We start from the raw sequence: 20,731 nt of genomic DNA, 5'->3' as shown, positions 1-20,731 counted from the left end.
AAAATCGTGGGTCAAAAAGTACATCCAATTGGTATGCGTGTCGGCATCATCCGTGATTGGGATGCCAAATGGTATGCTGAAAAAGAATACGCGGATTACCTTCATGAAGATCTTGCAATCCGTAAATTCGTTCAAAAAGAACTTGCTGACGCAGCAGTTTCAACTATTGAAATCGAACGCGCAGTAAACAAAGTTAACGTTTCACTTCACACTGCTAAACCAGGTATGGTTATCGGTAAAGGTGGTGCTAACGTTGATGCACTTCGTGCAAAACTTAACAAATTGACTGGGAAACAAGTACACATCAACATCATCGAAATCAAACAACCTGATTTGGATGCTCACCTTGTAGGTGAAGGAATTGCTCGTCAATTGGAGCAACGTGTTGCTTTCCGTCGTGCACAAAAACAAGCAATCCAACGTGCAATGCGTGCTGGAGCTAAAGGAATCAAAACTCAAGTATCAGGTCGTTTGAACGGTGCAGATATCGCCCGTGCTGAAGGATACTCTGAAGGAACTGTTCCACTTCACACACTTCGTGCAGATATCGATTACGCTTGGGAAGAAGCAGATACTACATACGGTAAACTTGGTGTTAAAGTATGGATCTACCGTGGTGAAGTTCTTCCAGCTCGCAAAAACACTAAAGGAGGTAAATAACCAATGTTAGTACCTAAACGTGTTAAACACCGTCGTGAATTCCGTGGAAAAATGCGCGGTGAAGCAAAAGGTGGAAAAGAAGTAGCATTCGGTGAATACGGTCTTCAAGCTACAACTAGCCACTGGATCACTAACCGCCAAATCGAAGCTGCTCGTATCGCCATGACTCGTTACATGAAACGTGGTGGTAAAGTTTGGATTAAAATCTTCCCACACAAATCATACACTGCTAAAGCTATCGGTGTGCGTATGGGATCTGGTAAAGGGGCACCTGAAGGTTGGGTAGCACCAGTTAAACGTGGTAAAGTGATGTTCGAAATCGCTGGTGTATCTGAAGAGATTGCACGCGAAGCGCTTCGTCTTGCTAGCCACAAATTGCCAGTTAAATGTAAATTCGTAAAACGTGAAGCAGAATAAGGAGAAGGCATGAAACTTAATGAAGTAAAAGAATTTGTTAAAGAACTTCGTGGTCTTTCTCAAGAAGAACTCGCGAAGCGCGAAAACGAATTGAAAAAAGAATTGTTTGAACTTCGTTTCCAAGCTGCTACTGGTCAATTGGAACAAACAGCTCGCTTGAAAGAAGTTAAAAAACAAATCGCTCGTATCAAAACAGTTCAATCTGAAGCGAAATAATAGACTAGGGAAGGAGAAATTTCAATGGAACGCAATAATCGTAAAGTTCTTGTTGGACGTGTTGTATCTGACAAAATGGACAAGACAATCACAGTTGTAGTTGAAACAAAACGTAACCACCCAGTCTATGGTAAACGTATTAACTACTCTAAAAAATACAAAGCTCATGATGAAAACAATGTTGCCAAAGAAGGCGATATCGTACGTATCATGGAAACTCGCCCGCTTTCAGCTACAAAACGTTTCCGTCTTGTAGAAGTTGTTGAAGAAGCGGTCATCATCTAATCAAACCTGAAAGGAGAAAACTGAAATGATTCAAACAGAAACTCGTTTGAAAGTCGCAGACAACAGCGGTGCTCGCGAAATCTTGACTATCAAAGTTCTTGGTGGTTCAGGACGTAAATTTGCAAACATCGGTGATGTCATCGTGGCATCTGTAAAACAAGCTACTCCTGGTGGTGCGGTTAAAAAAGGTGACGTTGTTAAAGCAGTTATCGTTCGTACTAAATCAGGTGCTCGTCGTGCTGATGGTTCATACATCAAATTTGACGAAAACGCAGCAGTTATCATCCGTGAAGACAAAACTCCTCGCGGAACACGTATCTTTGGCCCAGTTGCACGTGAATTGCGTGAAGGTGGCTTCATGAAGATCGTGTCACTTGCTCCAGAAGTACTTTAATTTTTAGAAACAAACTAGTCCCCTAGCTTTAAGCTAGGGTGCCCTTATGGGCGTAAGAAAAATCAAGGAGAAACCTAATGTTTGTAAAAAAAGGCGACAAAGTTCGCGTAATCGCTGGTAAAGATAAGGGAACAGAAGCTGTTGTCCTTACTGCCCTTCCAAAAGTAAACAAAGTTATCGTTGAAGGTGTTAACATCGTTAAGAAACACCAACGTCCAACTAACGAACTTCCTCAAGGTGGTATCATCGAGAAAGAAGCAGCTATTCACGTATCAAACGTTCAAGTTTTGGACAAAAATGGTGTAGCTGGTCGTGTTGGTTACAAATTTGTAGACGGTAAAAAAGTTCGCTACAACAAAAAATCAGGCGAAGTGCTTGATTAATCACGAAGGAAAGGAGAAGTATAATGGCAAATCGTTTAAAAGAAAAATATCTTAATGAAGTAGTTCCTGCTTTGACAGAACAATTCAACTACTCATCAGTGATGGCTGTGCCTAAAGTAGATAAGATCGTTTTGAACATGGGTGTTGGTGAAGCTGTATCAAACGCTAAAAGCCTTGAAAAAGCTGCTGAAGAATTGGCACTTATCTCAGGTCAAAAACCACTTATCACTAAAGCTAAAAAATCAATCGCCGGCTTCCGTCTTCGTGAAGGTGTTGCGATCGGTGCAAAAGTTACCCTTCGTGGTGAACGTATGTACGAATTCTTGGATAAATTGGTTTCAGTTTCACTTCCACGTGTACGTGACTTCCACGGTGTTCCAACAAAATCATTTGATGGACGCGGAAACTACACACTTGGTGTGAAAGAACAATTGATCTTCCCAGAAATCAACTTCGATGACGTTGACAAAACTCGTGGTCTTGACATCGTTATCGTAACAACTGCTAACACTGACGAAGAGTCACGTGCATTGCTTACAGGCCTTGGAATGCCTTTTGCAAAATAATATAGGAGGTAAATCTAATGGCTAAAAAATCAATGATTGCTAAGAACAAACGTCCAGCGAAGTTCTCTACTCAAGCTTATACTCGTTGTGAAAAATGTGGTCGTCCACATTCAGTTTACCGCAAATTTAAACTTTGCCGTGTTTGCTTCCGTGAATTAGCTTACAAAGGACAAATCCCTGGTGTAACAAAAGCATCTTGGTAATTTAAGATATCAAGGGCGTCAAAACTCTAAGTGAAAATAGGAAACTTGACGAAGAAACTGCAGTTTCTAGGAAAGTTTATCTTTTTCACACAGAGTTTAGCCCGGGTTCAGTTGGGCTTGCCAATTTGAACACGAGCTACAGCTTTGGCAAAAAAGACCAATTTTCTTTGGAGCATAGCTCCTGCATAAAATTGCCTATTTTTGCTCTTGCTGTTACGCTCTTTGTATCATGTATTAACTAGCAAGTGCAACTTGCAAACTACTAGTAAGAGGAGAAAAACAAAATGGTTATGACTGACCCAATCGCAGACTTCCTAACTCGTATTCGTAACGCTAACCAAGCGAAACACGAAGTACTTGAAGTACCTGCATCAAACATCAAAAAAGGGATTGCTGAAATCCTTAAACGCGAAGGTTTTGTTAAGAACGTAGAAATCATCGAAGATGACAAACAAGGCATCATCCGTGTATTCCTTAAATACGGACCAAACGGTGAAAAAGTTATCACTAACTTGAAACGTGTTTCTAAACCAGGACTTCGTGTCTACAAAAAACGTGAAGACCTTCCAAAAGTTCTTAACGGACTTGGAATTGCTATCCTTTCAACTTCTGAAGGTTTGCTTACTGATAAAGAAGCACGCCAAAAGAATGTTGGTGGGGAAGTTATCGCTTACGTTTGGTAATATTTAGCTCCCAATTTCTTTGTGACTCTTCGTTATCGTCTCTTGCCTAACCCAAAGTTATGTCTGCGAGACGATGCCTAGATTCACTTTGAAATTGAAACCTAAATGTTCCTTCAAATCGAGAAATCGATTTAACCCCGTGAAAACTGGCCGTTATGGCCTGACAATTTAACAGGAGAAAATAAACATGTCACGTATTGGTAATAAAGTTATCGTGTTGCCTGCTGGTGTTGAACTCACTAACAATGACAACGTTGTAACTGTAAAAGGACCTAAAGGAGAACTTACTCGTGAGTTCTCAAAAGATATTGAAATCCGTGTGGAAGGTACTGAAGTAACTCTTCACCGTCCAAACGATTCAAAAGAAATGAAAACTATTCACGGAACTACTCGTGCCCTTTTGAACAACATGGTTGTTGGTGTATCAGAAGGATTCAAGAAAGAACTTGAAATGCGTGGGGTTGGTTACCGTGCACAACTTCAAGGAACTAAACTTGTTTTGGCTGTTGGTAAATCTCATCCAGACGAAGTTGAAGCTCCAGAAGGAATTACTTTTGAACTTCCAAACCCAACAACAATTGTTGTTAGCGGAATTTCAAAAGAAGTAGTTGGTCAAACAGCTGCTTACGTACGTAGCCTTCGTTCACCAGAACCATATAAAGGTAAAGGTATCCGTTACGTTGGTGAATTCGTTCGCCGTAAAGAAGGTAAAACAGGTAAATAATGTTGAGTGGTTGAACATCAACCACCAACCTATTTTCCAACTTTGTGCATAGCACACGATTTAAAACTAAAGAGGTGAAAACTGTGATTTCAAAACCAGATAAAAACAAACTCCGCCAAAAACGCCACCGTCGCGTTCGCGGAAAACTCTCTGGAACTGCTGATCGCCCACGTTTGAACGTATTCCGTTCTAATACAGGCATCTACGCTCAAGTGATTGATGACGTAGCGGGTGTAACGCTCGCAAGTGCTTCAACTCTTGACAAAGAAGTTTCAAAAGGAACTAAAACTGAACAAGCCGTTGCTGTCGGTAAACTCGTTGCAGAACGTGCAAACGCTAAAGGTATTTCAGAAGTGGTGTTCGACCGCGGTGGATATCTATATCACGGACGTGTGAAAGCTTTGGCTGATGCAGCTCGTGAAAACGGATTGAAATTCTAATAGGAGGACACTAGAAAATGGCATTTAAAGACAATGCAGTTGAATTAGAAGAACGCGTAGTTGCTGTCAACCGTGTTACAAAAGTTGTTAAAGGTGGACGTCGTCTTCGTTTCGCAGCTCTTGTTGTTGTTGGTGACCACAACGGTCGCGTAGGATTTGGTACTGGTAAAGCTCAAGAAGTTCCAGAAGCAATCCGTAAAGCAGTAGACGATGCTAAGAAAAACTTGATCGAAGTTCCTATGGTTGGAACAACAATCCCACACGAAGTTCTTTCAGAATTCGGTGGAGCTAAAGTATTGTTGAAACCTGCTGTAGAAGGTTCTGGAGTTGCCGCTGGTGGTGCAGTTCGTGCCGTTGTGGAATTGGCAGGTGTGGCAGATATTACATCTAAATCACTTGGTTCTAACACTCCAATCAACATTGTTCGTGCAACTGTTGAAGGTTTGAAACAATTGAAACGCGCTGAAGAAGTTGCTGCCCTTCGTGGTATTTCAGTTTCTGATTTGGCATAAGAAAGGGGATAAAATGGCTCAAATTAAAATTACTTTGACTAAGTCTCCAATCGGACGCATTCCATCACAACGTAAAACTGTTGTAGCACTTGGACTTGGCAAATTGAACAGCTCTGTTATTAAAGAAGACAACGCTGCTATCCGTGGTATGATCACAGCAGTATCTCACTTGGTAACGGTTGAAGAAGTAAACTAATTAATTTTTAGGGGATGTGCAGTATACCATCCCCTAAAACTAGATATAGTCATCTATGATGACGTCGTATAGGCGAGTTGATTGGGGAGACAACCTTTTCTCCCTTATCGGCGCTAGCATTTTACAAAAGAGGAGAAAATAAAAATGAAACTTCATGAATTGAAACCTGCAGAAGGTTCTCGTAAAGTACGTAACCGCGTTGGTCGTGGTACTTCATCAGGTAACGGTAAAACATCTGGTCGTGGTCAAAAAGGTCAAAAAGCTCGTAGCGGTGGCGGAGTTCGCCTTGGTTTTGAAGGTGGACAAACTCCATTGTTCCGTCGTCTTCCAAAACGTGGATTCACTAACATCAACGCTAAAGAATACGCAATTGTGAACCTTGACCAATTGAACGTCTTTGAAGATGGTGCTGAAGTAACTCCAGTTGTTCTTATCGAAGCAGGAATTGTTAAAGCTGAAAAATCAGGTATTAAAATTCTTGGTAACGGTGAGTTGACTAAGAAATTGACTGTGAAAGCAGCTAAATTCTCTAAATCAGCTGAAGAAGCTATCACTGCTAAAGGTGGTTCAGTAGAAGTCATCTAAGAGAGGTGACCTATGTTTTTTAAATTATTAAGAGAAGCTCTTAAAGTCAAGCAGGTTCGATCAAAAATTTTATTTACAATTTTTATCGTTTTGGTCTTTCGTATCGGGACTAGTATTACAGTTCCTGGTGTGAATGCTAATAGCTTGAATGCTTTAAGTGGATTATCCTTCTTAAACATGTTGAGCTTGGTGTCAGGGAATGCCATGAAAAACTTCTCAGTTTTTGCTCTTGGTGTTAGCCCCTACATTACGGCCTCTATCGTTGTCCAACTCTTGCAAATGGATATTTTACCTAAATTTGTAGAGTGGGGAAAACAAGGGGAAGTAGGTCGAAGAAAATTGAATCAAGCTACTCGTTATATTGCTCTTGGTCTAGCCTTTGTGCAATCTATCGGGATTACAGCTGGTTTTAATACTTTGGCTGGAGCTCAATTGTTGAAAACGGCTCTTACTCCACAAGTCTTTATTATGATTGGTATCATCTTAACTGCTGGTAGCATGATTGTTACTTGGTTGGGAGAGCAAATTACAGATAAGGGATACGGAAATGGTGTTTCTATGATTATCTTTGCTGGGATTGTTGCCTCAATTCCAGAGATGATTCAGGGAATCTATGTAGACTACTTTGTAAACGTTCCAAGTAGCCGTATCAACTCATCTATCATTTTTGTAATCATCTTGATTATTGCTGTATTGTTGATCATTTACTTTACAACTTATGTTCAACAAGCAGAATACAAAATTCCAATCCAATATACTAAGGTTGCACAAGGTGCTCCATCTAGCTCTTACCTTCCATTGAAAGTAAACCCTGCTGGAGTTATCCCTGTTATCTTTGCAAGTTCGATTACTGCAGCGCCTGCGGCTATTCTTCAGTTTTTGAGCGCTACAGGTCATGATTGGGCTTGGGTAAGAACAGCACAAGAAATGCTGGCAACAACTTCACCAACTGGTATTGCCATGTATGCTTTGTTGATTATTCTCTTTACATTCTTCTACACGTTTGTACAGATTAATCCTGAAAAAGCGGCAGAGAACTTACAAAAGAGCGGTGCCTATATCCACGGAGTTCGTCCTGGTAAAGGTACAGAAGAATATATGTCTAAACTTCTTCGTCGTCTTGCAACTGTTGGTTCCCTCTTCCTTGGTGTGATTTCTATTTTACCGATTGTAGCAAAAGATTTCTTTGGACTTTCAGAAGCAGTTGCTTTTGGAGGAACTAGTCTTTTGATCATTATTTCTACAGGTATTGAAGGAATCAAACAATTGGAAGGATACCTATTGAAACGTAAGTATGTTGGTTTCATGGATAGAACAGAATAAAAGTATTTACTGAATCAGTAAATGCTGAGGGAGTGGAGGTTTAAACTCTAACATTTGTGAGAGTTTGGTCTCCCCTCTTCTATTTTGTTTTTAAATAGGGGTGAAAAGACTTTTTACTTCTATTTAAAAATAAAATAAGGAGATCAAATCATGAATCTTTTGATTATGGGCTTACCTGGTGCAGGTAAGGGAACTCAAGCAGCAAAAATCGTAGAACAATTCCATGTTGCACATATCTCAACAGGTGATATGTTCCGTGCTGCTATGGCAAATCAAACTGAAATGGGTGTTCTTGCTAAGTCATACATTGACAAGGGTGAATTGGTTCCTGACGAAGTTACAAATGGAATCGTAAAAGAACGTCTTTCACAAGATGATATTAAAGAAACAGGATTCTTGTTGGATGGTTATCCACGTACAATCGAACAAGCTCATGCCTTGGACAAAACATTGGCTGAACTTGGCATTGAACTAGAAGGTGTCATCAACATTGAAGTGAATCCAGATAGCCTCTTGGAACGTTTGAGTGGTCGTATCATCCACCGCGTAACTGGAGAAACTTTCCACAAGGTCTTTAACCCACCAGTTGACTATAAAGAAGAAGATTACTATCAACGTGAAGATGATAAACCTGAGACAGTAAAACGTCGTTTGGACGTTAATATTGCTCAAGGAGAACCAATCATTGCTCACTACCGTGCCAAAGGTTTGGTTCATGACATCGAAGGTAATCAAGATATCAATGATGTCTTCTCAGATATCGAAAAAGTATTGACAAATTTGAAATAAAGCGCTTTTCACACTTGCAAAAATCCGCTACAAATGTTATACTGAAATAGTCTGACTTATAATTGTTGTCTCTGTGTCTAGAGGCATCGAATCGAAATTTATGGAGGTGCTTTTGCGTGGCAAAAGACGATGTGATTGAAGTTGAAGGCAAAGTAGTTGATACAATGCCGAATGCAATGTTTACGGTTGAACTTGAAAATGGACATCAGATTTTAGCAACAGTTTCTGGTAAAATTCGTAAAAACTATATTCGTATTTTAGCGGGAGATCGTGTTACTGTCGAAATGAGTCCATATGACTTGACACGTGGACGTATCACTTACCGCTTTAAATAATCGAAAAACTTGGAGGGATAAGAAATGAAAGTAAGACCATCGGTCAAACCAATTTGCGAATACTGTAAAGTTATTCGTCGTAATGGTCGTGTTATGGTAATTTGCCCAGCAAATCCAAAACACAAACAACGTCAAGGATAAGATAGAAAGGAGAAAACATGGCTCGTATTGCTGGAGTTGACATTCCAAATGACAAACGCGTAGTAATCTCATTGACTTATGTTTATGGTATCGGACTTGCAACATCTAAGAAAATTTTGGCTGCTGCTGGAATCTCAGAAGATGTTCGTGTACGTGATCTTACATCAGATCAAGAAGATGCTATCCGTCGTGAAGTGGATGCAATCAAAGTTGAAGGTGACCTTCGTCGTGAAGTAAACTTGAACATCAAACGTTTGATGGAAATCGGTTCATACCGTGGTATCCGTCACCGTCGTGGACTTCCTGTCCGTGGACAAAACACTAAAAACAACGCTCGCACTCGTAAAGGTAAAGCTGTTGCGATTGCTGGTAAGAAAAAATAATATAGGAGGTAAAAGTCTTGGCTAAACCAACACGTAAACGTCGTGTGAAAAAGAATATCGAATCTGGTATTGCTCATATTCACGCTACATTTAATAACACTATTGTTATGATTACTGATGTGCATGGTAATGCAATTGCTTGGTCATCAGCTGGTGCTCTTGGTTTCAAAGGTTCTCGTAAATCTACACCATTCGCTGCTCAAATGGCTTCTGAAGCTGCTGCTAAATCTGCACAAGAACACGGTCTTAAATCAGTTGAAGTTACTGTAAAAGGTCCAGGTTCTGGTCGTGAGTCAGCTATTCGTGCGCTTGCTGCCGCTGGTCTTGAAGTAACAGCAATTCGTGATGTGACTCCAGTGCCACACAATGGTGCTCGTCCTCCAAAACGTCGCCGTGTATAATCATCGCATTACACTGCTTTTCGTTTAAGAGGGAGTAACTAAATGATCGAGTTTGAAAAACCAAATATAACAAAAATTGATGAAAATAAAGATTATGGCAAGTTTGTAATCGAACCACTTGAACGTGGCTACGGTACAACTCTTGGTAACTCTCTTCGTCGTGTACTTCTAGCTTCTCTACCAGGAGCAGCTGTGACATCTATCAATATTGATGGTGTGTTACATGAGTTTGACACAGTTCCAGGTGTTCGTGAAGACGTGATGCAAATCATTCTGAACATTAAAGGAATTGCAGTGAAATCGTACGTTGAAGACGAAAAAATCATCGAACTAGATGTTGAAGGTCCTGCTGAAGTAACAGCTGGTGACATTTTGACAGATAGCGATATTGAAATTGTAAATCCAGATCATTATCTCTTTACAATCGGTGAAGGTTCTTCTCTAAAAGCGACTATGACTGTTAACAGTGGTCGTGGATATGTACCTGCAGATGAAAATAAAAAGGATAATGCACCAGTTGGAACACTTGCTGTAGATTCTATTTATACACCAGTTACAAAAGTCAACTATCAAGTTGAACCTGCTCGTGTAGGTAGCAATGATGGTTTTGACAAATTAACCCTTGAAATCTTGACAAATGGAACAATTATTCCAGAAGATGCTTTAGGGCTTTCAGCACGTATTTTGACAGAACATCTTGATTTGTTTACAAATCTTACTGAGATTGCTAAGTCAACTGAAGTGATGAAAGAAGCTGATACTGAATCTGACGACCGTATTTTGGATCGTACGATTGAGGAACTGGACTTGTCTGTGCGTTCATACAACTGTTTGAAACGTGCCGGTATCAATACTGTGCATGATTTGACAGAAAAATCTGAAGCAGAGATGATGAAAGTACGAAATCTTGGACGCAAGAGTTTGGAAGAAGTGAAATTCAAACTTATTGATTTGGGTCTTGGATTAAAAGATAAATAAAGGAGGAATAAATGGCTTACCGTAAACTAGGACGCACTAGCTCACAACGTAAAGCAATGCTTCGCGATTTGACAACTGACCTTTTGATCAACGAATCAATCGTGACAACTGAAGCTCGTGCTAAAGAAATCCGTAAAACTGTTGAAAAAATGATTACTCTAGGTAAACGTGGTGATTTGCATGCACGTCGTCAAGCAGCTGCTTTCGTACGTAATGAAATCGCATCTGAAAACTATGATGAAGCAACTGACAAGTACACTTCTACTACAGCACTTCAAAAATTGTTCTCAGAAATCGCACCTCGTTATGCTGAACGTAATGGTGGATACACTCGTATCCTTAAAACTGAACCACGTCGTGGTGATGCAGCGCCAATGGCGATCATCGAATTAGTATAAAATCATCAATTTTGTTGAGTGTTATGATGATGGAGTCTTGTGCTCTTAGTCTAGCTCTGGTCTACCGCTAGGATTTCGGTCCTAGCGGGAACACTCATCATAAGTTGGTATAGTAGACGCTTGTTTACGAAATTGTTTTTTGCTTAAGAACAACTTCGTAAGCAGGCGTTTTTGAGTATTTTAGTTAGAATTATGCTATACTATTTAAAACGAAACCTGTTTAATGTTCAGGTTTCCTATTTTAAGAAGAATTGGAGTTTGCTTATGAAAGCGATTATAACTGTTGTTGGTAAAGATAAATCTGGAATTGTTGCGGGAGTTTCTGGTAAAATTGCAGAATTGGGTTTGAACATAGACGATATCTCTCAAACTGTCTTGGATGAATATTTCACGATGATGGCTGTCGTCTCTAGTGATGAAAAGCAAGATTTCACTTATCTTCGTAATGAATTTGAAGCTTTTGGGCAAACTTTGAATGTGAAAATTAATATTCAAAGTGCTGCGATTTTCGAAGCTATGTATAATATCTAGGAGGTACACATGGATATTAGACAAGTTACTGAAACCATTGCCATGATTGAGGAGCAAAACTTCGATATCAGAACCATTACCATGGGAATTTCCCTTTTGGACTGTATCGATCCAGATATCAATCGTGCTGCGGAGAAAATTTATCAAAAGATTACGACCAAGGCGGCTAACTTAGTAGCTGTTGGTGATGAAATTGCAGCGGAGTTGGGAATTCCAATCGTTAATAAGCGTGTATCGGTAACTCCTATTTCTCTGATTGGGGCGGCGACAGATGCGACGGACTACGTGGTTCTGGCAAAAGCGCTTGATAAGGCTGCGAAAGAGATTGGTGTGGACTTTATTGGTGGTTTTTCTGCCTTGGTACAAAAGGGTTATCAAAAGGGAGATGAGATTCTCATCAATTCTATTCCTCGCGCTTTGGCTGAAACGGACAAGGTCTGCTCGTCAGTCAATATCGGCTCAACCAAGTCTGGTATTAATATGACGGCTGTGGCAGATATGGGACGTATTATCAAGGAAACGGCTAATCTATCTGATATGGGCGCAGCTAAGCTGGTTGTATTTGCTAATGCTGTTGAGGACAATCCATTTATGGCGGGTGCTTTCCACGGTGTTGGAGAAGCTGATGTTATCATCAATGTCGGGGTTTCTGGTCCTGGTGTGGTGAAGCGTGCCTTGGAAAAAGTTCGTGGAGAGAGTTTTGATGTAGTAGCCGAAACGGTCAAGAAGACTGCCTTTAAAATCACTCGTATAGGTCAATTGGTTGGTCAAATGGCTAGCGAGAGACTGGGTGTGGAGTTTGGTATTGTTGACTTGAGTTTGGCGCCAACTCCTGCGGTTGGAGACTCTGTTGCACGTGTCCTTGAAGAAATGGGGCTAGAAACAGTTGGAACGCACGGAACGACGGCTGCCTTGGCTCTCTTGAATGACCAAGTTAAGAAGGGCGGAGTGATGGCCTGCAACCAAGTTGGTGGTTTATCTGGTGCCTTTATCCCTGTTTCAGAGGATGAAGGAATGATTGCTGCAGTGCAAAATGGCTCTCTTAATCTGGAAAAACTAGAAGCCATGACGGCTATCTGTTCTGTTGGTTTGGATATGATTGCCATCCCAGAAGATACGCCTGCTGAAACCATTGCGGCCATGATTGCAGATGAAGCTGCAATTGGTGTCATTAATATGAAGACAACGGCTGTTCGTATCATTCCAAAAGGAAAAGAAGGCGATATGATTGAGTTTGGAGGCCTATTAGGAACTGCACCTGTTATGAAAGTCAATGGGGCTTCGTCTGTCGATTTCATCTCTCGTGGAGGACAAATCCCAGCACCAATTCATAGTTTTAAAAATTAAGAAAATAGGAGAAATTTTAAGTTCTATTTAAGGTTAGATGTGTATACTATAATCATTAAATAAAGACCTCCTAATATTATTTGAAACAGATAACTCTGATTTAGTTTGAATTTGATTTTCATCTAATATCTTTATTTAATAGAACTCCTAAACTTTTTCATAATAATCTCCTGCAAAAGTCACCTGTATGGGTGGCTTTTGTTTTATCATCCATGATATAATAGAGACAAACGGAGGACGGAAAATGGTAAAAGTACGATTGTATTTGGTACGTCATGGCAAGACTATGTTTAACACGATTGGTCGCGCGCAAGGTTGGAGCGATACTCCCTTAACAGCTGAAGGTGAGCGAGGGATTCAAGAATTAGGAATCGGTTTGCGAGAATCTGATCTGCAGTTTGAGCGCGCTTATTCGAGTGATTCTGGTCGCACCATTCAGACCATGGGAATTATCCTTGACGAACTTGGCTTGCAGGAGAAAATCCCTTATCGCATGGATAAGCGTATCAGAGAGTGGTGTTTTGGTAGCTTTGACGGAGCCTACGATGGTGATCTTTTCATGGGTATTATTCCTCGTATCTTTAATGTGGACCACGTTCACCAATTGTCTTATGCTGAACTGGCTGAGGGCTTGGTAGAGGTCGATACAGCTGGTTGGGCTGAAGGCTGGGAAAAGCTCAGTGGCCGAATCAAGGAAGGCTTTGAAGCGATTGCCAAAGAAATGGAAGAGCAAGGTGGGGGCAATGCTCTTGTCGTTAGCCACGGAATGACCATTGGAACCATTGTTTATCTGATTAATGGCATGCATCCGCATGGTCTCGATAATGGTAGTGTGACCATCCTTGAATATGAGGACGGCCAGTTTAGCGTTGAGGTTGTTGGTGACCGTAGTTACCGAGAACTAGGACGTGAGAAGATGGAGGAAGCCTCTATTTAATCAGTCTAGACTTGCTTGCTAGGAACTGAGGATTTGATAGGAATATCAAGATAAGAAAAAACAGCCGAGGGTAATCCTTTCGGCTGTTTTTGATGGGAAAAACTAAAGTGTAATGCTATTGCTTTTAGAGATTTTCATAAACAAGAGCAAGGAACCTACTGTTAGAACAGTCAGGATAGTTGACAAGGCTGCGGCTACACCGTAATTTCCTCTGAGAACCTCTGTATAAATGGCTACAGTCATTGTTCTTGTTTTGACATTGTAGAGGAGGATAGAAGTAGAGAGTTCTGAAATCATTGTGACCCAAGATAGGATAGCTCCAGAAATAATACCAGATAGCATCATTGGAGTTGTAATCTTGGCAAAGGTATTGAGACGACTACTTCCTAAGCTTTCAGCGGCTTCTTCAATACTTGGTGCTATTTGTTGCAAGCTAGCAACAGATGAGCGAATAGTATACGGTAATCTTCTGACAGATAGAGACATAATCAAGATGAAAGCTGTCCCTGTAATCATAAGAAATCCACTTCCGAATAGGCCAGTATTGAAGGAAGAAATGAAGGCAATCCCTAGAACGGTTCCTGGTACAATATAAGGAACCATACTGAGGCTATCAATTAAGTTTGTAAACAAATTCCGTTTTCTAACGGCTAGGTAGGAGATAAATGTTGCAAATAGAACAACTAGGACTAAGGCAATCAAAGGGATACGAATGGTATTGAAAATAGCAGATCCCATACGATTGAAAGCTACCTTGTAACTGTTTAGAGAATAACCTTTGACAAATACCATACCTGATGTTTTTAGGAAAGAAGTATAAATCAAGTAGACTTGAGGTAGAACAGAGAATAAGATAATTCCGTAGACTGTTGCATAAATGGCAACCATTTTTCCTTTTGTAGTTTTTTTAGGCTCGATTGGATGGAGCGAATTCATGCTGAAACTGTAGCGGTTTGAGATGTATTTTTGGATAAGGAAAATCGCCAAGGCAATGCTAATCGCCATAACTGCTAAAGCAGATGCAAAGGCAGAATTTCCTCCAACCTCGCTAATAAATTGGGTATAAATCAGGACAGGGAAAGTCCGATATCCTTCACCAATCAACATCGGTGTTCCAAAGTCTGAGAATGCTCTCATAAATACAAGCAGGGCAGCCGCTAGTAAGGTTGGAACTAGGAGAGGTAAAATAACCGTTACGATACGCTTAAATCCGAAGGAACCCATGCTTTCAGCGGCTTCAAGTAGAGAATTGTCAATACTTTTCATTGTCCCAGCAACGTATAGAAATACTAGTGGGAATAATTGTAGTGTAAAGACAAGTACAATTCCTTTGAATCCATAAATATCGATAGCTGGAAGATGAAGGGTATTTGTCAGGAATTTAGTGATGACCCCATTTCGTCCCAACAAGAGAATCCAGGAGTAGGCTCCCACGAAAGGAGCTGACATGGAAGCAATGATAATCAATATTTGTAGAAATTTCTTTCCCTTGAAGTCATACATGGAAAAGAGGTAAGCTAATAAGGTTCCTACAACTAAGGAGGTGACAGTAGCGGTAATGGAAACCTTGAAACTATTGACGAGTGTCTCAGAGTAGTAGGCTTTACTAAAGAAAGTGACAAAATTAGCTAGTGAGAATTGTCCTTCATGTATGAGTGCTTGCTTGAGCACGGTAACGATAGGATAAACCAGAAAGACAAGATAGGTAAGAAAGATGAAGAAAGAGGAGGCTGTCCAAATATTTAGTTTTTTACGTTCCATGGTTGACTCCTTTTATCAGGTTTTGGGAACCATCCGCAGAAAAGACGTTTAATTTTTTAGTATTGATTCGTAGACGAATACGATCGCCTTTTTGTAGATCTTCTTCAAAAGTTGATTCTTCGCTAACCTGAATTTTTGAGGCGAAGCCTGTCTCGATGAAGTATTCAGTATTCAGTCCAAGATAGACGCTATCGCTAATAGTTCCTTCAATATCTCCAGATTCATCTTTGATAAACTCTTCAGGACGAATGCTTACATGAATAGCTTGTTCTTCAATCTGATCAAGGGCTGGCATTCGAAGGGCATAGCCATCTGAAAAGACGATATAAGCGCCGTCGCTCCGTTTTTCAAGATTGGCAGGGATAATATTTGTGCGTCCGATAAAGGTTGCCACAAACTCATTAGCTGGTTTATGATAGAGTTCTTTTGGTCGGCCGATTTGTTGGATCACCCCATCTTTCATAACAGCAATTTGGTCTGAAATCGCCATGGCTTCTTCTTGGTCGTGGGTCACATAGACGGTTGTAATTCCCACTTCGTGTTGGATTTCTCGAATGGCTTGACGCATATCCAAGCGAAGTTTGGCATCCAGATTACTAAGTGGCTCGTCCATGAGGAGAACACTTGGATTAACCGCTAAGGCACGTGCCAAGGCAACACGTTGTTGTTGTCCACCACTGAGTTTATCAGGTTTTCGATCCGCATATTGAGCAATTTGCATGAGTTCGAGATACTTGTTGGTCTGTTGGACCAATTCTTCTTTTGGAACCTTCTTTTGCTTGAGACCAAAAGCAACATTGTCTCGGACAGTCAAATGTGGGAAAATAGCGTAGTTTTGGAAAACCATCCCGATATTGCGTTTGCTGGGTTCCATATTATTGATTTTTGTATCATCGAAGTAAAATTCTCCGCCTTCGATACTGTTGAAACCTGCAATCATGCGAAGAAGAGTCGTTTTCCCACACCCTGAAGGACCAAGGATGGTAAAGAGACTTCCTTTTGGAACTGTAATGTTTAAATTATCAATAACAGGGACATCGTGGTAGATTTTTTTGGCGTTAATAATTTTGATCTCACTCATAGTGAACCTCTTTTACTGTTTAGATTGGATATCTGTAAAAATGTCATTGTATTTTTTAAGAATAGCAGATTTATTTTTAATGACATAATCTGAATCTTCGGTGGCAATCTTGATTTCTGTCATAGCCTTCATATTTTTATTGGTTTTAGCATTTTTACGAATAGGTCTGATTGTAGTTTCAGTTCCTAGCTTATCTTGTATTTCTTGAGAAAGGATGAAATCGATAAATTTCTTAGCGTTTTCCATGTGTTTGGCATTTTTGATGATAGCTGCGTTACCAGGTAAAAAGACGGTACCTTCTTTTGGATAAATGACTTTTACATCAACTCCATCATTTAAGAGTTTTAAGGCAGGGTCTTCATAGGTGAGTCCAACAGCCATTTCTCCATCGGCGACAGCTTTGTAAACATTTGAAGAGCTAGATGCAATTTTTCCATCTACTAGGGTAAATAGATTTTTCACATAGGTCCAAGCTTGTTCATTTTCGTATCCACCTTGGTCTACAAGCATGTTTGTTAATTGAGCAAAGGCACTAGAAGCATTACTTGGATCAGCAGTAGCGATTTTACCTTTTAATTTAGGATTGAGTAGATCATTGTAGCCTTCAATTTTAATATCTTTTGTAAGAGCTGAATTGGCAATGATAACACTGACATCCAGTGTATAAGGTGTGTAGAATCCTGTTTTATTTTGATATTCAGGGATTATCTGGTCGTTCTCTTGAGAAATATAAGGTTCAAAAAGTTTTTCGTTAGAAGAGAAGAGAGCGTAGGAGCCTCCGAAAATGACATCGGCTACTGGGGATTCTTTTTCGGCCTCAGCTTTTTTGAACAATTCACCCGTGCTGGCTTGTACTAAATCAACCTTAATACCATATTTTTCTTCGAAGGCAGGGATTGTCTCTTCGATAAGGTCTTCAGGGTTAGGCGAGTAGATAACCAAAGCATTATCCGAATCTGTCTCAGTGTTAGTTTCCGAATCTGTTGTTGAAGAACATCCAGATAAAGTAAGAAATATCCATCCACAAGAGAGAAAGAATAGTAGTTTTTTCATAAGAATCTCCTTTTTTACGAACGTTTTTACTCTACAATTTGGTCAACATTTATAATTTGCAGAGTTCTATAGGATATAATAAAAACCTTAAAGAAATCTAAAACTAGGAATATGGGTCAAAGACACTAGGGGAAAGAAAATGGAGGAGACCAAAAATCAATAGAAGTTAGCTCAAAATGGGGGCTAATTTTTTATACTGCTACATAAGCTGGATTTGCGATTCGGTCTTTCTTGTCATCCAAGCCTAAAAGAACATTTCTCGTCTTTCAAATTCCCTCAAAAATGGTATAATAGTAACATCACAAAATTGGAGAGAGACCATGAGTTTTTACAATCATAAAGAAATTGAGCCTAAGTGGCAGGGCTACTGGGCAGAACATCATACATTTAAGACAGGAACAGATGCATCAAAACCGAAGTTTTATGCTCTTGATATGTTCCCTTATCCGTCTGGAGCGGGTCTTCACGTAGGACACCCAGAAGGTTATACTGCAACCGATATCCTCAGCCGTTATAAACGTGCGCAAGGTTACAATGTCCTTCACCCAATGGGTTGGGATGCCTTTGGTTTACCTGCAGAGCAATATGCTATGGATACAGGTAATGATCCAGCAGAATTTACAGCTGAGAACATTGCTAACTTCAAACGCCAAATCAATGCGCTTGGATTTTCTTATGACTGGGATCGTGAAGTCAATACAACAGATCCAAACTACTACAAGTGGACACAATGGATTTTCACCAAGCTTTACGAAAAAGGCTTGGCCTATGAAGCGGAAGTACCAGTAAACTGGGTTGAAGAGTTGGGAACAGCCATTGCCAACGAAGAAGTCCTTCCTGATGGAACTTCTGAGCGTGGTGGCTATCCTGTTGTCCGCAAACCAATGCGCCAATGGATGCTTAAAATCACGGCCTATGCAGAACGCTTGCTTAATGACTTAGACGAGCTTGATTGGCCAGAGTCTATCAAGGACATGCAACGCAACTGGATTGGTAAATCAACTGGTGCCAATGTAACCTTCAAAGTTAAGGGAACAGACAAGGAATTCACAGTCTTTACGACTCGTCCTGACACCCTTTTCGGTGCTACTTTCACTGTCTTGGCTCCTGAACATGACTTGGTTGACGCCATCACAAGCCCAGAGCAAGCAGAGGCTGTAGCAGACTACAAACATCAAGCTAGTCTCAAGTCTGACTTGGCTCGTACAGATCTTGCTAAGGAAAAAACAGGAGTTTGGACTGGTGCTTATGCCATCAATCCTGTCAATGGCAAGGAAATTCCAATCTGGATTGCGGACTATGTTCTTGCTAGTTACGGGACAGGTGCGGTAATGGCTGTTCCTGCCCACGACCAACGTGACTGGGAATTTGCCAAACAATTTGACCTTCCAATTGTAGAAGTGCTTGAAGGTGGAAACGTTGAAGAAGCTGCCTACACAGAAGATGGCCTTCATGTTAATTCAGCCTTCCTAGATGGACTCAACAAAGAAGACGCTATTGCTAAGATTGTCGCTTGGTTGGAAGAAAAAGGCTGTGGTCAGGAGAAGGTTACCTACCGTCTCCGCGACTGGCTCTTTAGTCGTCAACGTTACTGGGGTGAGCCAATTCCAATCATTCATTGGGAAGATGGAACTTCAACAGCTGTTCCAGAAAATGAATTGCCACTTGTCTTGCCTGTAACCAAGGATATTCGCCCTTCAGGTACTGGTGAAAGTCCACTAGCTAACTTGACAGACTGGCTTGAAGTGACTCGTGAAGATGGTGTCAAGGGTCGTCGTGAAACAAACACCATGCCACAATGGGCTGGCTCAAGCTGGTACTACCTCCGCTATATTGACCCACACAATACTGAGAAATTGGCTGATGAGGACCTTCTCAAACAATGGTTGCCAGTAGATATCTACGTGGGTGGTGCGGAACATGCTGTACTTCACTTGCTTTACGCTCGTTTCTGGCATAAATTCCTCTATGACCTCGGTGTGGTTCCAACAAAAGAGCCATTCCAAAAACTCTTTAACCAAGGAATGATCTTGGGAACTAGCTACCGTGATCACCGTGGGGCTCTTGTGGCGACTGACAAGGTTGAAAAACGTGACGGTTCTTTCTTCCACGTGGAAACAGGAGAAGAATTGGAGCAAGCACCAGCCAAGATGTCTAAATCGCTCAAGAACGTTGTCAACCCAGATGACGTAGTGGAACAATACGGTGCCGATACCCTTCGCGTCTATGAAATGTTCATGGGTCCACTTGATGCTTCCATCGCTTGGTCTGAGGAAGGTCTGGAAGGAAGCCGTAAGTTCCTTGACCGTGTTTACCGTTTGATCACAAGTAAGGAAATCATTGAGGAGAACAATGGTGCTCTTGACAAGGTCTACAATGAAACAGTCAAAGCTGTCACAGAGCAAATTGAGTCTCTCAAATTCAACACAGCCATTGCCCAACTTATGGTCTTTGTCAACGCGGCTAACAAGGAAGACAAGCTCTATGTGGACTACGCCAAAGGCTTTATCCAATTGATTGCCCCATTTGCTCCTCACTTGGCAGAAGAACTCTGGCAAACTGTTGCCGCAACAGGAGAATCAATTTCTTACGTGGCTTGGCCAACATGGGACGAAAGCAAATTGGTTGAAGACGAAATCGAAATCGTCGTCCAAATCAAAGGTAAAGTCCGTGCCAAATTGATGGTAGCCAAAGATCTATCACGAGAAGAATTGCAAGAAATTGCTCTGGCTGATGAAAAAGTCAAAGCAGAGATTGACGGTAAGGAAATCGTGAAAGTGATTAGTGTACCTAACAAACTCGTTAATATCGTCGTTAAATAACGAGTTTATTAGCTCTATCTGCCACCTTCAATAGTCCACTGGACTATTGAAGCCAACTAAATTGGTTAATATTATTGTGAAATAAGATAGGAATCCTTCAGAGTAGAATCTGGAGGATTTTTTGAATGAAAAATATAATTCTGTTTCCATCATCTCACCACTTAACCTCTCATTTTAACCACTTATC

General features: G+C 40.7%; 29 protein-coding genes. 26 read left to right on the top strand and 3 right to left on the bottom strand.

The window, feature by feature from the left end:
- Positions 1-6 precede the first annotated feature (6 nt).
- The 25 genes from rpsC to SK642_RS08515 all read left to right on the top strand — a co-directional run bounded on the left by rpsC (position 7) and on the right by SK642_RS08515 (position 13,827).
- Positions 7-660 (top strand): 30S ribosomal protein S3, encoded by a 654-nt coding sequence (gene rpsC, locus SK642_RS08635; protein WP_000529936.1) that lies wholly within the window; start codon positions 7-9, stop codon positions 658-660.
- 3 nt (positions 661-663) lie between these two features.
- Positions 664-1,077 (top strand): 50S ribosomal protein L16, encoded by a 414-nt coding sequence (gene rplP, locus SK642_RS08630; RefSeq protein ID WP_000960946.1) that lies wholly within the window; start codon positions 664-666, stop codon positions 1,075-1,077.
- 9 nt (positions 1,078-1,086) lie between these two features.
- Complete coding sequence (gene rpmC, locus SK642_RS08625) at positions 1,087-1,293, top strand: 50S ribosomal protein L29 (RefSeq protein ID WP_000772918.1); 207 nt, start codon at positions 1,087-1,089, stop codon at positions 1,291-1,293.
- 24 nt (positions 1,294-1,317) lie between these two features.
- The gene (rpsQ, locus tag SK642_RS08620; protein WP_000440801.1) at positions 1,318-1,578 is read left to right on the top strand and encodes a 30S ribosomal protein S17; all 261 of its coding nucleotides are present in this window, start codon (positions 1,318-1,320) and stop codon (positions 1,576-1,578) included.
- 25 nt (positions 1,579-1,603) lie between these two features.
- A complete protein-coding gene (gene rplN, locus SK642_RS08615; protein ID WP_000616545.1) occupies positions 1,604-1,972 on the top strand; it encodes a 50S ribosomal protein L14 in 369 nt (122 codons plus the stop codon).
- A gap of 77 nt (positions 1,973-2,049) precedes the next feature.
- Positions 2,050-2,355, top strand: a complete 306-nt coding sequence (rplX, locus tag SK642_RS08610; protein ID WP_000497691.1) for a 50S ribosomal protein L24 — start codon at positions 2,050-2,052, stop codon at positions 2,353-2,355.
- A 23-nt stretch (positions 2,356-2,378) separates the two neighbouring features.
- Entirely contained in the window at positions 2,379-2,921 is a 543-nt protein-coding gene (gene rplE, locus SK642_RS08605; protein WP_000013542.1) for a 50S ribosomal protein L5, read from the top strand.
- Positions 2,922-2,938: 17 nt separating this feature from the next.
- Positions 2,939-3,124, top strand: coding sequence for a type Z 30S ribosomal protein S14 (locus SK642_RS08600; RefSeq protein WP_001085697.1), 186 nt, complete (start codon positions 2,939-2,941; stop codon positions 3,122-3,124).
- A 284-nt stretch (positions 3,125-3,408) separates the two neighbouring features.
- Positions 3,409-3,807, top strand: coding sequence for a 30S ribosomal protein S8 (rpsH, locus tag SK642_RS08595; RefSeq protein WP_000245504.1), 399 nt, complete (start codon positions 3,409-3,411; stop codon positions 3,805-3,807).
- A gap of 187 nt (positions 3,808-3,994) precedes the next feature.
- Entirely contained in the window at positions 3,995-4,531 is a 537-nt protein-coding gene (gene rplF / locus SK642_RS08590; RefSeq protein WP_033684406.1) for a 50S ribosomal protein L6, read from the top strand.
- Between the two features lie 83 nt (positions 4,532-4,614).
- Positions 4,615-4,971 (top strand): 50S ribosomal protein L18, encoded by a 357-nt coding sequence (rplR, locus tag SK642_RS08585; RefSeq protein WP_000624044.1) that lies wholly within the window; start codon positions 4,615-4,617, stop codon positions 4,969-4,971.
- Between the two features lie 17 nt (positions 4,972-4,988).
- Positions 4,989-5,483, top strand: coding sequence for a 30S ribosomal protein S5 (gene rpsE, locus SK642_RS08580; protein ID WP_000874202.1), 495 nt, complete (start codon positions 4,989-4,991; stop codon positions 5,481-5,483).
- Positions 5,484-5,496: 13 nt separating this feature from the next.
- The gene (rpmD, locus tag SK642_RS08575) at positions 5,497-5,679 is read left to right on the top strand and encodes a 50S ribosomal protein L30 (RefSeq protein ID WP_000057241.1); all 183 of its coding nucleotides are present in this window, start codon (positions 5,497-5,499) and stop codon (positions 5,677-5,679) included.
- A gap of 144 nt (positions 5,680-5,823) precedes the next feature.
- Positions 5,824-6,264, top strand: coding sequence for a 50S ribosomal protein L15 (gene rplO, locus SK642_RS08570; RefSeq protein ID WP_000766087.1), 441 nt, complete (start codon positions 5,824-5,826; stop codon positions 6,262-6,264).
- 12 nt (positions 6,265-6,276) lie between these two features.
- On the top strand, positions 6,277-7,587 hold the full coding sequence (gene secY, locus SK642_RS08565; RefSeq protein WP_020900013.1) for a preprotein translocase subunit SecY: 1,311 nt from the start codon (positions 6,277-6,279) through the stop codon (positions 7,585-7,587).
- A 150-nt stretch (positions 7,588-7,737) separates the two neighbouring features.
- On the top strand, positions 7,738-8,376 hold the full coding sequence (locus SK642_RS08560) for an adenylate kinase (RefSeq protein ID WP_001050436.1): 639 nt from the start codon (positions 7,738-7,740) through the stop codon (positions 8,374-8,376).
- Positions 8,377-8,492: 116 nt separating this feature from the next.
- A complete protein-coding gene (infA, locus tag SK642_RS08555; RefSeq protein WP_001029883.1) occupies positions 8,493-8,711 on the top strand; it encodes a translation initiation factor IF-1 in 219 nt (72 codons plus the stop codon).
- 24 nt (positions 8,712-8,735) lie between these two features.
- Entirely contained in the window at positions 8,736-8,852 is a 117-nt protein-coding gene (gene rpmJ, locus SK642_RS08550) for a 50S ribosomal protein L36 (protein ID WP_001808836.1), read from the top strand.
- Between the two features lie 17 nt (positions 8,853-8,869).
- Positions 8,870-9,235: a 30S ribosomal protein S13 gene (rpsM, locus tag SK642_RS08545; RefSeq protein ID WP_000090781.1), complete on the top strand. Its 366-nt coding sequence runs from the start codon at positions 8,870-8,872 to the stop codon at positions 9,233-9,235.
- A gap of 17 nt (positions 9,236-9,252) precedes the next feature.
- Entirely contained in the window at positions 9,253-9,636 is a 384-nt protein-coding gene (gene rpsK / locus SK642_RS08540; protein ID WP_001118385.1) for a 30S ribosomal protein S11, read from the top strand.
- A 42-nt stretch (positions 9,637-9,678) separates the two neighbouring features.
- Positions 9,679-10,614 (top strand): DNA-directed RNA polymerase subunit alpha, encoded by a 936-nt coding sequence (locus SK642_RS08535; RefSeq protein WP_000568987.1) that lies wholly within the window; start codon positions 9,679-9,681, stop codon positions 10,612-10,614.
- Positions 10,615-10,625: 11 nt separating this feature from the next.
- Positions 10,626-11,012 carry a 50S ribosomal protein L17 gene (gene rplQ / locus SK642_RS08530; protein ID WP_000331493.1) on the top strand — a complete coding sequence of 129 codons (387 nt, stop codon included), beginning with the start codon at positions 10,626-10,628 and terminating at the stop codon, positions 11,010-11,012.
- A 264-nt stretch (positions 11,013-11,276) separates the two neighbouring features.
- Positions 11,277-11,543 carry an ACT domain-containing protein gene (locus SK642_RS08525; protein ID WP_000644124.1) on the top strand — a complete coding sequence of 89 codons (267 nt, stop codon included), beginning with the start codon at positions 11,277-11,279 and terminating at the stop codon, positions 11,541-11,543.
- Between the two features lie 9 nt (positions 11,544-11,552).
- A complete protein-coding gene (locus SK642_RS08520) occupies positions 11,553-12,890 on the top strand; it encodes a PFL family protein (RefSeq protein WP_033684405.1) in 1,338 nt (445 codons plus the stop codon).
- 244 nt (positions 12,891-13,134) lie between these two features.
- Positions 13,135-13,827, top strand: a complete 693-nt coding sequence (locus SK642_RS08515; RefSeq protein ID WP_033684404.1) for a histidine phosphatase family protein — start codon at positions 13,135-13,137, stop codon at positions 13,825-13,827.
- 102 nt (positions 13,828-13,929) lie between these two features.
- On the opposite strand, the gene SK642_RS08510 is transcribed toward SK642_RS08515, so the two are convergent.
- Genes SK642_RS08510 through SK642_RS08500 form a run of 3 tightly spaced genes read right to left on the bottom strand, consistent with a single transcriptional unit; the run spans position 13,930 to position 17,722 of the window.
- Positions 13,930-15,588: an ABC transporter permease gene (locus SK642_RS08510; protein ID WP_033684402.1), complete on the bottom strand. Its 1,659-nt coding sequence runs from the start codon at positions 15,586-15,588 to the stop codon at positions 13,930-13,932.
- Positions 15,578-16,669 carry an ABC transporter ATP-binding protein gene (locus SK642_RS08505; protein ID WP_033684401.1) on the bottom strand — a complete coding sequence of 364 codons (1,092 nt, stop codon included), beginning with the start codon at positions 16,667-16,669 and terminating at the stop codon, positions 15,578-15,580. The genes SK642_RS08510 and SK642_RS08505 overlap by 11 nt, the downstream gene beginning before the upstream one ends.
- A gap of 12 nt (positions 16,670-16,681) precedes the next feature.
- Positions 16,682-17,722 (bottom strand): ABC transporter substrate-binding protein, encoded by a 1,041-nt coding sequence (locus SK642_RS08500; protein ID WP_033684400.1) that lies wholly within the window; start codon positions 17,720-17,722, stop codon positions 16,682-16,684.
- A gap of 320 nt (positions 17,723-18,042) precedes the next feature.
- Here SK642_RS08500 and leuS point away from each other — a divergent pair, with 320 nt between their 5' ends.
- Positions 18,043-20,544: a leucine--tRNA ligase gene (gene leuS / locus SK642_RS08495; RefSeq protein WP_033684399.1), complete on the top strand. Its 2,502-nt coding sequence runs from the start codon at positions 18,043-18,045 to the stop codon at positions 20,542-20,544.
- Positions 20,545-20,731 lie beyond the last annotated feature (187 nt).

Source organism: Streptococcus mitis (assembly GCF_000722705.1).
Taxonomy (GTDB): Bacteria; Bacillota; Bacilli; order Lactobacillales; family Streptococcaceae; genus Streptococcus; species Streptococcus mitis_P.
The sequence above is the reverse complement of the archived record's forward strand: the minus strand, read 5'-3'. Positions and strand labels throughout refer to the sequence as shown.

Bases quoted from the DNA above. Each gene is read 5' to 3' on its own strand.
- rplP (WP_000960946.1), top strand. From the start codon at position 664: ATGTTAGTACCTAAACGTGTTAAACACCGTCGTGAATTCCGTGGAAAA.
- rpmC (WP_000772918.1), top strand. From the start codon at position 1,087: ATGAAACTTAATGAAGTAAAAGAATTTGTTAAAGAACTTCGTGGTCTT.
- rpsQ (WP_000440801.1), top strand. From the start codon at position 1,318: ATGGAACGCAATAATCGTAAAGTTCTTGTTGGACGTGTTGTATCTGAC.
- rplN (WP_000616545.1), top strand. From the start codon at position 1,604: ATGATTCAAACAGAAACTCGTTTGAAAGTCGCAGACAACAGCGGTGCT.
- rplX (WP_000497691.1), top strand. From the start codon at position 2,050: ATGTTTGTAAAAAAAGGCGACAAAGTTCGCGTAATCGCTGGTAAAGAT.
- rplE (WP_000013542.1), top strand. From the start codon at position 2,379: ATGGCAAATCGTTTAAAAGAAAAATATCTTAATGAAGTAGTTCCTGCT.
- SK642_RS08600 (WP_001085697.1), top strand. From the start codon at position 2,939: ATGGCTAAAAAATCAATGATTGCTAAGAACAAACGTCCAGCGAAGTTC.
- rpsH (WP_000245504.1), top strand. From the start codon at position 3,409: ATGGTTATGACTGACCCAATCGCAGACTTCCTAACTCGTATTCGTAAC.
- rplF (WP_033684406.1), top strand. From the start codon at position 3,995: ATGTCACGTATTGGTAATAAAGTTATCGTGTTGCCTGCTGGTGTTGAA.
- rpsE (WP_000874202.1), top strand. From the start codon at position 4,989: ATGGCATTTAAAGACAATGCAGTTGAATTAGAAGAACGCGTAGTTGCT.
- rpmD (WP_000057241.1), top strand. From the start codon at position 5,497: ATGGCTCAAATTAAAATTACTTTGACTAAGTCTCCAATCGGACGCATT.
- rplO (WP_000766087.1), top strand. From the start codon at position 5,824: ATGAAACTTCATGAATTGAAACCTGCAGAAGGTTCTCGTAAAGTACGT.
- secY (WP_020900013.1), top strand. From the start codon at position 6,277: ATGTTTTTTAAATTATTAAGAGAAGCTCTTAAAGTCAAGCAGGTTCGA.
- SK642_RS08560 (WP_001050436.1), top strand. From the start codon at position 7,738: ATGAATCTTTTGATTATGGGCTTACCTGGTGCAGGTAAGGGAACTCAA.
- rpmJ (WP_001808836.1), top strand. From the start codon at position 8,736: ATGAAAGTAAGACCATCGGTCAAACCAATTTGCGAATACTGTAAAGTT.
- rpsM (WP_000090781.1), top strand. From the start codon at position 8,870: ATGGCTCGTATTGCTGGAGTTGACATTCCAAATGACAAACGCGTAGTA.
- SK642_RS08535 (WP_000568987.1), top strand. From the start codon at position 9,679: ATGATCGAGTTTGAAAAACCAAATATAACAAAAATTGATGAAAATAAA.
- rplQ (WP_000331493.1), top strand. From the start codon at position 10,626: ATGGCTTACCGTAAACTAGGACGCACTAGCTCACAACGTAAAGCAATG.
- SK642_RS08525 (WP_000644124.1), top strand. From the start codon at position 11,277: ATGAAAGCGATTATAACTGTTGTTGGTAAAGATAAATCTGGAATTGTT.
- SK642_RS08520 (WP_033684405.1), top strand. From the start codon at position 11,553: ATGGATATTAGACAAGTTACTGAAACCATTGCCATGATTGAGGAGCAA.
- SK642_RS08515 (WP_033684404.1), top strand. From the start codon at position 13,135: ATGGTAAAAGTACGATTGTATTTGGTACGTCATGGCAAGACTATGTTT.
- SK642_RS08510 (WP_033684402.1), bottom strand. From the start codon at position 15,588: ATGGAACGTAAAAAACTAAATATTTGGACAGCCTCCTCTTTCTTCATC.
- SK642_RS08505 (WP_033684401.1), bottom strand. From the start codon at position 16,669: ATGAGTGAGATCAAAATTATTAACGCCAAAAAAATCTACCACGATGTC.
- SK642_RS08500 (WP_033684400.1), bottom strand. From the start codon at position 17,722: ATGAAAAAACTACTATTCTTTCTCTCTTGTGGATGGATATTTCTTACT.
- leuS (WP_033684399.1), top strand. From the start codon at position 18,043: ATGAGTTTTTACAATCATAAAGAAATTGAGCCTAAGTGGCAGGGCTAC.